13 protein-coding genes are annotated in these 12,781 nt (G+C 62.4%); 8 read left to right on the top strand and 5 right to left on the bottom strand.

The window, feature by feature from the left end:
• Positions 1 to 122 precede the first annotated feature (122 nt).
• Together ACIP02_RS09160 and ACIP02_RS09155 are read left to right on the top strand one after the other, a co-directional pair.
• Positions 123 to 335 (top strand): cold-shock protein, encoded by a 213-nt coding sequence (locus ACIP02_RS09160; protein WP_086979009.1) that lies wholly within the window; start codon positions 123 to 125, stop codon positions 333 to 335.
• A 98-nt stretch (positions 336 to 433) separates the two neighbouring features.
• Complete coding sequence (locus ACIP02_RS09155) at positions 434 to 922, top strand: RDD family protein (protein ID WP_400615417.1); 489 nt, start codon at positions 434 to 436, stop codon at positions 920 to 922.
• A 184-nt stretch (positions 923 to 1,106) separates the two neighbouring features.
• Here ACIP02_RS09155 and lptG read toward each other — a convergent pair whose 3' ends face one another.
• Both lptG and lptF read right to left on the bottom strand, forming a co-directional pair.
• The gene (gene lptG, locus ACIP02_RS09150) at positions 1,107 to 2,168 is read right to left on the bottom strand and encodes an LPS export ABC transporter permease LptG (protein ID WP_201200085.1); all 1,062 of its coding nucleotides are present in this window, start codon (positions 2,166 to 2,168) and stop codon (positions 1,107 to 1,109) included.
• On the bottom strand, positions 2,161 to 3,276 hold the full coding sequence (gene lptF / locus ACIP02_RS09145; protein ID WP_400615414.1) for an LPS export ABC transporter permease LptF: 1,116 nt from the start codon (positions 3,274 to 3,276) through the stop codon (positions 2,161 to 2,163). Before lptF ends, lptG begins: the two co-directional genes overlap by 8 nt.
• A gap of 301 nt (positions 3,277 to 3,577) precedes the next feature.
• On the opposite strand from lptF, the gene ACIP02_RS09140 reads away from it, so the two are divergent.
• From ACIP02_RS09140 to rlmF, 5 genes are all read left to right on the top strand, one after another.
• Complete coding sequence (locus ACIP02_RS09140; RefSeq protein WP_400615412.1) at positions 3,578 to 5,071, top strand: leucyl aminopeptidase; 1,494 nt, start codon at positions 3,578 to 3,580, stop codon at positions 5,069 to 5,071.
• Between the two features lie 50 nt (positions 5,072 to 5,121).
• Positions 5,122 to 5,550 carry a DNA polymerase III subunit chi gene (locus tag ACIP02_RS09135; RefSeq protein WP_400615409.1) on the top strand — a complete coding sequence of 143 codons (429 nt, stop codon included), beginning with the start codon at positions 5,122 to 5,124 and terminating at the stop codon, positions 5,548 to 5,550.
• Between the two features lie 5 nt (positions 5,551 to 5,555).
• Positions 5,556 to 5,921, top strand: coding sequence for a DNA polymerase III subunit chi (locus ACIP02_RS09130; protein WP_400615407.1), 366 nt, complete (start codon positions 5,556 to 5,558; stop codon positions 5,919 to 5,921).
• A gap of 185 nt (positions 5,922 to 6,106) precedes the next feature.
• A complete protein-coding gene (locus tag ACIP02_RS09125; protein WP_400615405.1) occupies positions 6,107 to 8,953 on the top strand; it encodes a valine--tRNA ligase in 2,847 nt (948 codons plus the stop codon).
• Between the two features lie 163 nt (positions 8,954 to 9,116).
• Positions 9,117 to 10,067 (top strand): 23S rRNA (adenine(1618)-N(6))-methyltransferase RlmF, encoded by a 951-nt coding sequence (rlmF, locus tag ACIP02_RS09120; protein WP_400615403.1) that lies wholly within the window; start codon positions 9,117 to 9,119, stop codon positions 10,065 to 10,067.
• A gap of 50 nt (positions 10,068 to 10,117) precedes the next feature.
• Here the strand turns inward: rlmF and ACIP02_RS09115 are convergent, their stop codons facing one another.
• Positions 10,118 to 10,399: an HU family DNA-binding protein gene (locus ACIP02_RS09115; RefSeq protein ID WP_003255106.1), complete on the bottom strand. Its 282-nt coding sequence runs from the start codon at positions 10,397 to 10,399 to the stop codon at positions 10,118 to 10,120.
• Positions 10,400 to 10,769: 370 nt separating this feature from the next.
• Between ACIP02_RS09115 and yejK the strand changes: the two genes are divergently transcribed.
• A complete protein-coding gene (gene yejK / locus ACIP02_RS09110; protein WP_400615400.1) occupies positions 10,770 to 11,777 on the top strand; it encodes a nucleoid-associated protein YejK in 1,008 nt (335 codons plus the stop codon).
• A 131-nt stretch (positions 11,778 to 11,908) separates the two neighbouring features.
• Here yejK and ACIP02_RS09105 read toward each other — a convergent pair whose 3' ends face one another.
• Both ACIP02_RS09105 and ACIP02_RS09100 read right to left on the bottom strand, forming a co-directional pair.
• Positions 11,909 to 12,199 (bottom strand): GIY-YIG nuclease family protein, encoded by a 291-nt coding sequence (locus ACIP02_RS09105; RefSeq protein ID WP_400615398.1) that lies wholly within the window; start codon positions 12,197 to 12,199, stop codon positions 11,909 to 11,911.
• The gene (locus ACIP02_RS09100; RefSeq protein ID WP_400615395.1) at positions 12,192 to 12,668 is read right to left on the bottom strand and encodes a nuclear transport factor 2 family protein; all 477 of its coding nucleotides are present in this window, start codon (positions 12,666 to 12,668) and stop codon (positions 12,192 to 12,194) included. Before ACIP02_RS09100 ends, ACIP02_RS09105 begins: the two co-directional genes overlap by 8 nt.
• Between the last annotated feature and the right edge of the window lie 113 nt (positions 12,669 to 12,781).

Raw genomic sequence — 12,781 nt, 5'->3', positions numbered from 1 at the left:
AGATTTGCTACAACCCGTTCGACGTCTCTTACTTTCCTGCAAAACAGCCCAGTAATCTTTCGCTTACAAAAAAGTGCGAAAGTAACTGTCATCACAATTTAAGCTTCATAGGAAATAAGACAATGGCTGAGCGTCAGAACGGTACCGTCAAGTGGTTCAATGACGAAAAAGGTTACGGCTTCATCACCCCAGAAAGCGGTCCGGATCTGTTCGTGCACTTCCGCGCCATCCAAGGCAACGGCTTCAAGAGCCTGAAAGAAGGCCAGAAAGTGACCTTCGTCGCTGTACAAGGCCAAAAAGGCATGCAGGCTGACGAAGTCCAGCCAGAAGCCTGATACTTCTAAAAAAGAGCCCCTGCGTTGACGCGCAGGGGCTTTTTTTTGCTTGCAATTCCATAGAATGAGCCTTTTCTCCCTCTGGAGCTGCCCAAGCGATGCCCAAGCCTTACCTTAATCCTCAGGGTGACTTCCCCCCCGCTGGCCTGGGCCGACGGCTGGCCGCCATGTTCTACGACTTCCTGCTTTGTACTGCACTGCTGATCGTGACCGCCGGCGCGTACAAGATGATCCAGATGGCGATCATCGGCGAAGCACGCATGCGCGAGCTGACCGAGGTCGGCGCACTGGACGGCGACCCGCTACTGTCGACGGTATTGCTGTTTGCCTTGTTCGGCTTCTTTGCCAAGTTCTGGACCCATGGCGGGCAGACCCTGGGCATGCAAGTGTGGGGCGTGCGGGTGCAGAACGCCGATGGCTCGGCCATCAGCCTGTGGCAGGCGCTGCTGCGCTTTGTGGTGTCGATTGCGTCGTGGCTGTGTTTTGGGCTGGGGTTCTTCTGGGTGCTGATCGACAAACGCAAGCGTGGCTGGCATGACATTTATTCGGAAAGCCAGTTGGTGCGGGTGCCGAAGCAGAAGAAATAAGGCAGGGATTTGTGTTGCCTTTGGGGGCCTCTTCGCGGGTGAACCCGCTCCTACAAGGTTCAGCACATGCCTCAAGAGCGGCGCGCCCCTTGTAGGAGCGGGTTTACCCGCGAAGAGGCCCTCACAGGTCACTACCCATGAAAAAGCCGACCCTGAGGTCGGCTTTCTTGTGCAGCGCAGGTCATCAACCTGCCCGGCGCAACAACCACACACCGGCCAAGGCACAGATACCCGCCGGGATCACCACCGCCAGCAACGGCGGGAAGCCGAACACCTGGCTCGAAGGCCCGAGCAGGTCCTGCCCGATACGGAAAACGAAGCCCACCAGCACACCGGTGAACACGCGCTGGCCAAGGGTCACCGAACGCAGCGGACCAAAGATGAATGAAATCGCCATCAGCACCAGCGCCGCAGTAACCATCGGTTGCAGTACCTTGGTCCAGAACGCCAGCCAGTAACGGGCATTGTTCAGGCCTTGGTCAGACAGGTAGTGGATGTAGTCCCACAGGCCGGTGATCGACAGCGACTCCGGCGCCAGGATCACGGTATTGAGCAACTGCGGGGTCAGCGATACATCCCAGCGCTCGCTTGGGGCCTTCACCACCTCGGTGTGGTCACCGCGGAAGAAGGTGGTGCTGACATCGCTGAGCAACCAGTGATCGTCATTGTACTGGGCACGGCGAGCAAAGCTGGATGTCTGGATTTTGCGCTCGCTGTCGAAGCGGTAGCGGGTTACCCCCAGCAGCAGGCCGTTGGGCTGCACGGCGTTGATGTGCACGAACTCCTCGCCCTGGCGGTGCCACATACCACGCTTGGAGCTCTGCGCCTCACCACCGCCCTGGGCCAGGGAACGGTCGGCCTGGGCCTTGTTCTCGGTCACCGGAGCCACGTACTCGCCGATCAGCAGGCCAACCAGCATCAGTACCAGCATCGGTTTCATCACTGCCCAGACAATGCGGCCGATAGAAACCCCGGCGGCACGCATGATGGTCAGTTCACTGCTGCTGGCCAGGCTGCCCAGGCCAATCAGGCAGCCGATCAGCGCGGCCATCGGCAGCATGTCGTACAGGCGCCGCGGTGCGGTCAGCAGCACGTAGTTGCCTGCTTCCATCACCGTGTAGGTGTCACTCAGGTCGCTCATCTCGTCGATGAAGGCGAACAGCGAAGCCAGGCCGAGGATGATCCCCAGCACGGCCAGGATGGCCAGCAGCACGCTCTGGCCGATGTAGCGATCGAGCTTAGCCATGGGCCACCTCCGCACGGCGGGCGGCGCGCTTGAGGCGCAATGGCTCCCAGTACATCAGGCCAAGGCCGATCAGCAGGAACAGGCCATGGACCCACCACATGCCCAAGGCAATCGGCAGCTTGCCCTTCTCGAGGGCGCCGCGTACGGAAATCAGCATTGTCAGGTAAGCCATGTACAGAAGAATTGCGGGCAGCAGCTTGAGGAAGCGGCCCTGGCGCGGGTTGACCCGGGACAATGGCACCGCCAGCAGCGTCACCACGAACACCAGGATGGGCAGCGACAGCCGCCATTGCAGCTCGGCGCGCTCGCGCAGGTCGGTCTTGCCGAACAGGTCGAGGGTCGGGATGGCTTCACGCTCGGTGACTTCCTCGGCGACTTCCGGCTTGGGCAGCAGCACGCCATAGGTGTCGTACTTGATCGCACGGTAATCGGCCTGGCCGGGGTTACCGTCGTAGCGGTAGCCGTTTTCCAGCACCAGGTACCGATTGCCATCGGCCTGGATTTCCTGATGGCCCTTCTCGGCGACCAGCACCGACGGGGCACGGTCCTTGGTTTTATCCTGGTTGAAGCGTTTTTCGGAGATGAACACACCACCGAGCTTGACGCGGTCGTCCGACAGCTGCTCGGTGTAGGTCACCCGCGAACCGTCACGCAAGGTCTGGAAGCGGCCCGGCACCAGCGTGTCGAACTCGGTCAGGGTGTCCTGCTGGGCGATGATCTGCTGCACTTGGGCAACGCCCAGTGGTGCCAGGCTCAGGCTCAGCCAGGCCACCATTAGGGCAACCAGTGCCGCCGGGACCATGGTCAGGCCCAGCAGGCGCTGCTGGCTCATGCCGGTGGCCGACAGCACGGTCATCTCGCTTTCCAGGTAAAGGCGCCCGTAAGCCAGGAGAATGCCGAGGAACAGCCCCAAGGGCAGGATCAGCTGCAGGAAGCCCGGCAGGCGAAAGCCCATGATAAGGAACAATACCCCCGGGTCGAGCACGCCCTGGGCGGCCTGGGCCAGGTACTTGATGAAGCGCCCGCTCATGATGATCACCAGCAGCACGGCGCTGACGGCGCTCAAGGTCACCAGGACCTCGCGGGACAGATAACGAAAGACGATCAAACCAGACACTCCTGGGTTGTCAGGGCGGACTGCCATGAAATGGCGCCAAACAATGACTTAGTACATCCAAGACCAATGCCGGTTCGCCAAAGGCGAACCTCCATGTAAAGTGCGCGCATTATCCTGTGATTGACTGCCCCTGTCACTTGGCCGCGCATGAAGGTGCACAACGGGGTTGTCAGCACGCTTGCCGCAGGCTCAAACTGGCTGCTTTTCCGCTGGCACGCGTCGACGCGGCCAGGCCCGTCCAGAGCGCTGGAGCACACAGCGCCATACGTATCGATCATTCGGGGATCCTGACATGGAACTGGTTGTAAAAAGCGTAGCTGCTGCATCCGTAAAAACCGCCACTCTGGTCATTCCGGTAGGTGAAAGCCGCAAACTTGGCGCCGTTGCCAAGGCCGTCGACCAGGCCAGCGAAGGCGCCATCAGCGCGGTACTCAAGCGCGGCGACCTGGCCGGCAAGCCAGGCCAGACCCTGCTGCTGCAAAACCTCCCGGGCCTGAAGGCCGAGCGCGTGCTGCTGGTAGGCAGCGGCAAGGATGAGGCCCTGGGCGACCGCGCCTGGCGCAAGCTGGTCGCCAGCGTCGCCGGCGTGCTCAAGGGCCTGAATGGCGCAGACGCCGTGCTGGCCCTGGACGATATTGGTGTCAGCAACCGCGATGCCCATTACGGCAAATACCGCCTGCTGGCCGAAACCTTGCAGGACGGCGAATATGTGTTCGACCGTTACAAGAGCCAGAAGGCAGAGCCGCGCGCCCTGAAAAAAGTCACCCTGCTGGTGGACCAGGCCAGCCAGGCCGAAGTCGAGCGTGCGGTCAAGCACGCCAGCGCCATCGCCACCGGCATGGCCTTTACCCGCGACCTCGGCAACCTGCCGCCAAACGTGTGCCACCCAAGCTTCCTCGCCGAGCAGGCCAAAGACCTGGGCAAGGCTCACAAGGCGCTGAAGGTTGAAGTACTGGACGAGAAAAAGATCAAGGACCTGGGCATGGGCGCGTTCTACGCCGTGGGCCAGGGCAGCGACCAGCCGCCACGCCTGATCGTGCTCAACTACCAGGGCGGCAAGAAGGCTGACAAGCCATTCGTGCTGGTTGGCAAGGGCATCACCTTCGACACCGGCGGCATCAGCCTCAAGCCTGGCGCCGGCATGGACGAAATGAAGTACGACATGTGCGGTGCCGCCAGCGTGCTGGGCACCCTGCGTGCCGTGCTCGAGCTGCAACTGCCGATCAACCTGGTGTGCCTGCTGGCCTGTGCCGAGAACATGCCGAGCGGCGGCGCCACCCGCCCGGGTGACATCGTCACCACCATGAGCGGCCAGACCGTGGAAATCCTCAACACCGACGCCGAAGGCCGCCTGGTGCTGTGCGACACCCTGACCTACGCCGAGCGCTTCAAGCCACAGGCCGTGATCGACATCGCCACCCTGACCGGCGCCTGCATCGTCGCCTTGGGCAGCCACACCACCGGCCTGATGGGCAACAACGACGACCTGGTCGGCCAGTTGCTCGACGCCGGCAAGCGCGCTGACGACCGCGCCTGGCAGCTGCCGCTGTTCGATGAGTACCAGGAGCAGTTGGACAGCCCGTTTGCCGACATGGGCAACATCGGTGGGCCAAAAGCCGGCACCATTACCGCCGGTTGCTTCCTGTCGCGCTTCGCCAAGGCCTACAACTGGGCGCACATGGACATCGCCGGTACCGCCTGGATCAGCGGTGGCAAGGACAAGGGCGCCACTGGTCGCCCGGTCCCGCTGCTAACCCAGTACCTGCTGGACCGCGCCAGCGCCTGACGCCGTGATGCCGGTGGTGCCTTGCGCACCGCCGGCCGGCGATACCGATCATGAGCAAAGTCGACTTCTACATACTGCCAACCGACTCGTTGTCGGCGCGGCTCGATTTCGCCTGCAAGCTGTGCGAGAAGGCCTGGCGCCTCGGCCACCGGGTCTATCTGCATTGCCAGGACGCCGAGCAGCGCGACGAGCTGGACCTGCGCCTGTGGCGCTTCAAGGGCGAAGCCTTCGTACCCCACGACCTGGCCGAGGTGCACGCCGATGCTGGCGTGGCCCTGGGCCTGGCTGACAATGCCGGTGACCACCATGACCTGCTGATCAACCTGGGTGCCGGTGTGCCGGGCTTTGTCGGCCAGTTCGAACGGGTGGCGGAAATTGTCGTCGAGGAGCCCGGCATTCGCCAATCGGCCCGAGAGCGATTCCGTTTCTACCGCGAACAGGGCTATGCTCTGCAAGACCACCGCTTACAGCGACTTTGACGACGATGGACAAGCACTCTCCCCTGCCCGACTCCGCCCATCTGCTCGACGACCTTGAGTCGATCCGCCAGTTGCTGGGCGACGCCGACCTGCAACCACCGCTGCTGACCGAAACGGTGGAGCAGATCCCGTTATTGCTCGACGAGCCCGCCGGCAACCCTGCGCCTGCTGCGCGACCCGCAGCGGTCGAGCCCGAGGAAGACCCGCAGACGCGCCGCCAGGACACCCTGCTGCACCTGGAAAGCGAACTGCGCGCTGCGGCGCAGATGATCATGCAGGACGTGATCAACGACTTTACCCCGCATATCGAGAACGAGATCAAGCGCCGCCTGGATGCGCGGATCGAGCGGTTGATCAAGCGTTCGGAGTAAACCCCCGGGGCCGCTACGCGGCCCTTTCGCGACACAAGGCCGCTCCTACAGGGATCGCATAGTCCTGTAGGAGCGGCCTTGTGTCGCGAAAGGGCTGCAAAGCAGCCCCCGGCCTGTCGCCTAAACCCTGTGCCTTCGTTATACTTTTCGGCTTTCCCGAATAAATGCACAGGGTCCCGCCGCGCATGGATAAGACCTACCAGCCGCACGCTATCGAAACTTCCTGGTACAACACCTGGGAGTCCGAGAACTATTTCGCCCCACAAGGTGCAGGCGAGTCCTACACCATCATGATCCCGCCGCCGAACGTGACCGGCAGCCTGCACATGGGCCACGGGTTCAACAACGCGATCATGGACGCCCTGATCCGTTTCCGCCGCATGCAAGGCCGCGACACCCTGTGGCAGCCAGGTACCGACCACGCCGGTATCGCCACGCAGATGCTGGTGGAACGCCAGCTCGAAGCCAAGGGCCAGAACCGCCATGACCTGGGCCGCGAACAGTTCCTGGAAAAAGTCTGGGAATGGAAGGATCAGTCGGGTGGCAACATCAGCCGCCAGATCCGCCGCCTGGGCTCGTCGGTAGACTGGAGCCGCGAGCGCTTCACCATGGATGACGGCTTGTCCGAAGCGGTCAAGGAAGCCTTCGTGCGCCTGCATGAGGACGGCCTGATCTACCGCGGCAAGCGCCTGGTCAACTGGGACACCAAGCTGCACACGGCCATTTCCGACCTCGAAGTGGAGAACCACGACGAGAAGGGCCACTTGTGGAACCTGCGCTACCCGCTGGCCGACGGCGCCAAGACCGCCGAAGGCCAGGACTACCTGGTAGTTGCCACCACCCGCCCGGAAACCCTGCTGGGTGACGCCGCCGTTGCGGTCAACCCGAACGACGAGCGCTACCAGGCGTTGATTGGCAAGTTCGTCGAACTGCCGCTGGTCGGCCGCCGCATCCCGATCATCGCCGACGACTACTGCGACCCAGCGTTCGGTACCGGCTGCGTGAAGATCACCCCGGCCCACGACTTCAACGACTACGAAGTCGGCAAGCGCCACAATCTGCCGCTGCTGAACATCTTCGACAAGAACGCCTTCGTACTGGCCAGCGCCCAGGCCTTCAACCTCGACGGCAGCGTCAACGAGCAGGTCGACACCCAGCTGCCGGCCCAGTACGCCAACCTCGACCGCTTTGTCGCGCGCAAGCAGATCGTTGCCGACCTGGACGCCCAGGGCTTGCTGGTCAGCATCGACGACCACGCGCTGAAAGTGCCGAAGGGCGACCGCTCCGGCACCATCATCGAGCCGTGGCTGACCGACCAGTGGTACGTCTCCACCAAGCCGCTGGCAGAACCTGCCATTGCCGCCGTGGAAGACGGTCGCATCCAGTTCGTGCCCAAGCAGTACGAAAACATGTACTTCTCCTGGATGCGCGACATCCAGGACTGGTGCATCAGCCGCCAGCTGTGGTGGGGCCACCGCATTCCGGCGTGGTACGACGAGGCCGGCCAGGTCTATGTTGGCCGCAACGAGGAAGAAGTGCGCGCCAAGCACAAGCTGGGTGCCGACGTGGTCCTGCGCCAGGACGACGACGTGCTCGACACCTGGTTCAGTTCGGGCTTGTGGACCTTCTCCACCCTGGGCTGGCCGGAGCAGACCGAATTCCTCAAGAAGTTCCACTCCACCGACGTACTGGTGACGGGCTTCGACATCATCTTCTTCTGGGTTGCGCGCATGATCATGCTGACCATGCACCTGATCAAGAACGAGGACGGCACCCCGCAGGTACCGTTCAAGACCGTGTACGTGCACGGCCTGGTGCGTGACGGCCAGGGCCAGAAGATGTCCAAGTCCAAGGGCAACGTGCTCGACCCGCTGGACATCGTCGACGGCATCACCCTCGACGCCCTGCTGGAAAAACGCACCAGCGGCATGATGCAGCCCAAGCTTGCCGAAAAGATCGCCAAGCAGACCAAGGCCGAGTTCCCCGAAGGTATCGCCAGCTACGGCACCGACGCCCTGCGCTTCACCTTCTGCTCGTTGGCCTCGACCGGCCGCGACATCAAGTTCGACATGGGCCGCGTAGAAGGCTACCGCAACTTCTGCAACAAGATCTGGAACGCTGCCCGCTACGTGCTGGACAAGGGCGAGGACTGCGGCCAGAACGGCGAAGCCTACGAGCTGTCGCTGGCTGACCGCTGGATCATTTCGCAGCTGCAGCGCACCGAAGCCGAAGTAACCCGCCAGCTGGAGCAGTTCCGCTTCGACCTGGCCAGCCAGGCGCTGTACGAGTTCATCTGGAACCAGTACTGCGACTGGTACCTGGAGCTGTCCAAGCCGGTACTGTGGGACGAAAACGCCCCGGTCGAGCGCGCCCGTGGCACCCGCCGCACTCTGGTACGCGTGCTGGAAGTGGCACTGCGCCTGGCGCACCCGTTCATGCCGTTCATCACCGAAGAAATCTGGCAGCGCATCGCGCCGCTGGCCGGTATCGAGGGCAAGACCATCATGCTGCAGCCGTGGCCGGTGGCCGTTGAGGCGCGCATCGACGCCGCTGCCGAAGGTGACATCGAGTGGCTGAAAGAGCTGATGGTCGGCCTGCGCAACATCCGCGCCGAGATGAACATCGGCCCGGGCAAGCCGCTGCCGCTGTTCCTGAAGAACGCCAACGCCGATGACCAGCGCCGCCTGCAGGAAAACGAAGCCCTGCTGAAGAAGCTGGCCAAGGTCGAATCGTTCACCGTCCTGAGCGACGCCGACGAAGCGCCACTGTCGGCCACCGCCCTGGTCGGTGACCTGCAAGTGCTGGTGCCTATGGCCGGGTTGATCGACAAGGATGCCGAGCTGGCGCGCCTGCACAAGGAAATCCAGCGCTTGCAGGGTGAAGTCGCACGTGTGGGTGGCAAGCTGTCCAATGCTGCCTTCGTCGACAAGGCCCCGCCTGCGGTGATCGAGAAGGAACGCGCCAAGCTGGCCGAGTCCGAACAGGCCCTGGCCAACTTCACCGAGCAACATGCGCGGATTGCAGCGCTGTAACAATCTGCTAGACCGCAGGGGCCGCTGTGCGGCCCTATCGCGACACAAGGCCGCTCCTACAGGGACGGCGCCGGTTTGACAGGCGCCGCTATCCTGTAGGAGCGGCCTTGTGTCGCGATAGGGCTGCAAAGCAGCCCCAAGGCCTGCAACACCGGATTCGACCATGACCGACAAACCCACCCTGCACCCGCGCAACCGCCACCAGGGCCGCTACGACTTCCCCAGCCTGATCAAGGCCCACCCTGACCTGGCGCGCTTCACTATCACCAACCCCCACGGCAAACCCAGCATCGACTTCGCCAACCCCGAAGCCGTGCGGGTGTTCAACCGTGCCCTGCTCAAGGCCCAATACGGCATCCAGCACTGGGACATTCCCGCCGACTACCTGTGCCCGCCCATTCCCGGCCGCGCCGACTACATCCACGTAGCCGCCGACCTGCTGGCAACAGACAATGCCGGCGAAGTTCCCAAGGGCGCCCAGGTGCGTGCGCTGGACATCGGCGTGGGCGCCAACTGCATCTATCCGCTGTTGGGCCACAGCGACTACCGCTGGCGCTTCCTTGGCTCGGACATCGACCCGGTAGCCCTGGCCTCGGCCAAGGCGATCGTCCAGGCCAACGGCCTGGGCAAGGCCATCACCCTGCGCCAGCAGGCCAACCGGGCACACATCCTCAGTGGGCTGCTGCAGGAGGGCGAACGCTTCGACCTGACCCTGTGCAACCCGCCCTTCCATGCCTCACGCGACGAAGCCACACGCGGCAGCCAGCGCAAATGGAAGAACCTTGGCAAGCAGGACCCCAAGCGCAAGCTGCCGGTGCTGAATTTTGGTGGCCAGAACAACGAACTGTGGTGCGAGGGCGGCGAAATCCGCTTTGTCACTCAACTGGTCGGCGAAAGCGTGCACTACGCCGAGCAAGTACTGTGGTTTACCAGCCTGGTGTCCAAGGCCAGCAACCTGCCGGGGATTGAAGCCGCGCTGAACAAGGCCGGCGCCAAGGCCGTGCGCATCATCGAAATGGGCCAGGGGCAGAAGCAGAGCCGCATGGTCGCCTGGAGCTTCCACGACGATGCAGCGCGCCAGGCCTGGCACGCCCAGCGTAAATCACAGGCATGAAAAAACCGCGCCCGGGCAAGCCGGGCGCGGTTTCGTCAAAGCTTCAACAATTACTTGTTGATGGCGTCGGTCAGCACTTTGGCTGGAACGAACTTGACGACTTTCTTGGCAGCGATTTCGATGGCAGCGCCAGTCGAAGGGTTGCGGCCGGTACGGGCAGGACGCTCGGAGACTTTCAGCTTGCCGATGCCTGGCAGGGTGATTTCAGCGCCGTTTTCCAGTTGGTCGGCAACGATCTGGCCCAGTTGCTCCAGAGCGTTCTTGGCGGTGGCTTTTGGCGCGGCGATCGATTCGGCGATGTCGGCAATCAGTTGGTCTTTGGTCAATGCCATGGTGGTGTTCCTTCCCTATCAAATTCGATGGTTATGCAGCGAACTACGACGTTATCGGGCCAGCCCCTTGAAGTGGAGGGCCGCGCCAATCGCGTATGTAGATACGTAAATCGGCGTTTGGTTCGACACGACGACAGCAAGCTGCCAGCAATGCGCCACACGAGGGGCACAAGACCGCGCAAAGCTACCACAGGAATGGATAAATATCCGCTGCGCACTTCGATTTAATGCAGGTTTTTCGGGGGTTTTAGCTTAAAACGCACAAAACTGAACAAAAAACAAACAACCGGCATTTCTGCCAACATACGGCCACTGCATCACCTGGTGTCTGGGTTAAACTGGACGACTTTTGCAGCTCGCCGAGAATTCCATGCCAATCCGACATTGCATCGTTCACCTGATCGACAAAAAGCCCGATGGCAGCCCCGCCGTACTGCATGCCCGTGACTGCGAACTGGCCGCTTCCGACGCCATCGAAAACCTGCTGGCCGACCTCAACGACAGCTATAACGCCAAGCAAGGCAAGGCCTGGGGCTTTTTCCACGGCGAGTCGGGTGCCTACCCGCTGAGCGGCTGGCTGAAGCAGTACCTGGATGCCGAGAAGGACTTCACTGCCTTCAGCCGCATTGCCGTCGAGCACCTGCAGAAGCTGATGGAAGAGTCCAACCTGTCCACCGGCGGCCACATCCTGTTTGCCCACTACCAGCAAGGCATGACGGAGTACCTGGCGATCGCCCTGCTGCACCACAGCGAAGGCGTGGCAGTGAATGCCGAACTCGACGTCACCCCTTCCCGCCACCTCGACCTTGGCCAGTTGCACCTGGCGGCGCGCATCAACCTGTCGGAGTGGAAGAACAACCAGAACTCCAAGCAGTACATTTCGTTCATCAAGGGCAAGAACGGCAAGAAGGTTTCGGATTATTTCCGCGACTTCATCGGCTGCCAGGAAGGCGTTGATGGCCCGGGTGAAACCCGCACCCTGCTCAAAGCCTTCAGCGACTTCGTAGAGAGCGAGGACTTGCCGGAAGAGTCGGCCCGCGAAAAGACCCAGACCCTGGTCGAATACGCCACCACCCAGACCAAGCTGGGCGAACCGGTGACGCTGGAAGAATTGTCCAGCTTGATCGACGAGGACCGGCCCAAGGCGTTCTACGACCACATCCGCAACAAGGACTACGGCCTGTCGCCGGAAATCCCGGCGGACAAACGCACCCTGAACCAGTTCCGCCGCTTCACCGGGCGTGCCGAGGGGCTGTCGATCAGCTTCGAGGCGCACCTGCTGGGGGACAAGGTGGAATATGACGAGGAAGCCGGGACCTTGATCATCAAAGGGCTGCCGACCACCTTGGTGGACCAGTTGAAGCGGCGCAAGGACTAATGGCCCTGGGGGCTGCTTTGCAGCCCATCCGACCGGTCCGGCGCCCCGGCAAGGCCGCTCCTACAGGCATCGCGATTCCCTGTAGGAGCGGCCTTGTGTCGCGAAAGGGCCGCAAAGCGGCCCCGGCAACCTCAAGCCGAGCCGACCAGGTAAGACGCCACCAGCGCCTCCTTCGCCGACTTGCGCAGCCGTTTTACCAACCGCTCCTGGCGCAAAGCCTCGCCCTTGTCCGGCCACTGCTCCACATACACCAGCGCCTGCGCCGGGCTGGTCTTGAAGTAACGCGCGCCCTGCCCTTTCTGATGCGCCACAAAACGCCGCTGCGGGTCATCGCTGATGCCGCAATACAACGAACCATTGGCCGCCCTTACCAGATAGACGTACCAAGGCTTGCCGACAACCACTTCGACGATTTCACTCACCTCGGGCCTGCTGAAACGCACGTAGTCCCTTGAATGCCTGCGAGCGCACCTTGTTCTGCACCAGCGGCGACCAGCCCAGCAATACACCAGGCACGCCCAACGCCTGTCGCGACCAGCGCCACAGGTCGAAGGTGTCGTCGTGCTGGCAGATCAGCCCATCACGAATGACGAAGCGCGCCTGGATGTCGTTGACCACCACCCGGCCGGTCTGGCTGAACAGGTAGGTCGCCACCCAGTGCGCAGCGCCACCGCGCTCATCGGCGCGGACATTGTCGAACGACAGGGTGAAATCCTTGGCACGGGTAGTGAGCATCCGCCACATGTCGCCCGCGTCCCGGCCGCGCAGGATGCCGAACACCGGGTCACTGAAAACGATATCGTCGCTGTAGCAGGCGATCATCGCCTCGGCGTCCAGGCGCTGGAAGGCCTGATAGAAGCGTGTGATCAAGTCGCGGTTGCAGTCGCTCATGGGGGCTGGTCCGTCCTGGGGTCGAAAGCAGCACGATAATCTGCCCTGGGTGCATATGCCAGTACCGGCCTCTTCGCGGGTGAACCCGCTCCCACAGGATTTATACAAGCTTC

The sequence above is a fragment of the Pseudomonas sp. NPDC089408 genome, assembly GCF_044749445.1.
Taxonomy (GTDB): Bacteria; Pseudomonadota; Gammaproteobacteria; order Pseudomonadales; family Pseudomonadaceae; genus Aquipseudomonas.
Note: the sequence above shows the minus strand (reverse complement) of the source record. Positions and strands in the feature narration are given on the sequence as shown.

Coding starts and splice junctions, on each gene's coding strand:
- ACIP02_RS09160 (WP_086979009.1), top strand. CDS start 123: ATGGCTGAGCGTCAGAACGGTACCGTCAAGTGGTTCAATGACGAAAAA.
- ACIP02_RS09155 (WP_400615417.1), top strand. CDS start 434: ATGCCCAAGCCTTACCTTAATCCTCAGGGTGACTTCCCCCCCGCTGGC.
- lptG (WP_201200085.1), bottom strand. CDS start 2,168: ATGGCTAAGCTCGATCGCTACATCGGCCAGAGCGTGCTGCTGGCCATC.
- ACIP02_RS09140 (WP_400615412.1), top strand. CDS start 3,578: ATGGAACTGGTTGTAAAAAGCGTAGCTGCTGCATCCGTAAAAACCGCC.
- ACIP02_RS09135 (WP_400615409.1), top strand. CDS start 5,122: ATGAGCAAAGTCGACTTCTACATACTGCCAACCGACTCGTTGTCGGCG.
- ACIP02_RS09130 (WP_400615407.1), top strand. CDS start 5,556: ATGGACAAGCACTCTCCCCTGCCCGACTCCGCCCATCTGCTCGACGAC.
- ACIP02_RS09125 (WP_400615405.1), top strand. CDS start 6,107: ATGGATAAGACCTACCAGCCGCACGCTATCGAAACTTCCTGGTACAAC.
- rlmF (WP_400615403.1), top strand. CDS start 9,117: ATGACCGACAAACCCACCCTGCACCCGCGCAACCGCCACCAGGGCCGC.
- ACIP02_RS09115 (WP_003255106.1), bottom strand. CDS start 10,399: ATGGCATTGACCAAAGACCAACTGATTGCCGACATCGCCGAATCGATC.
- yejK (WP_400615400.1), top strand. CDS start 10,770: ATGCCAATCCGACATTGCATCGTTCACCTGATCGACAAAAAGCCCGAT.
- ACIP02_RS09100 (WP_400615395.1), bottom strand. CDS start 12,668: ATGAGCGACTGCAACCGCGACTTGATCACACGCTTCTATCAGGCCTTC.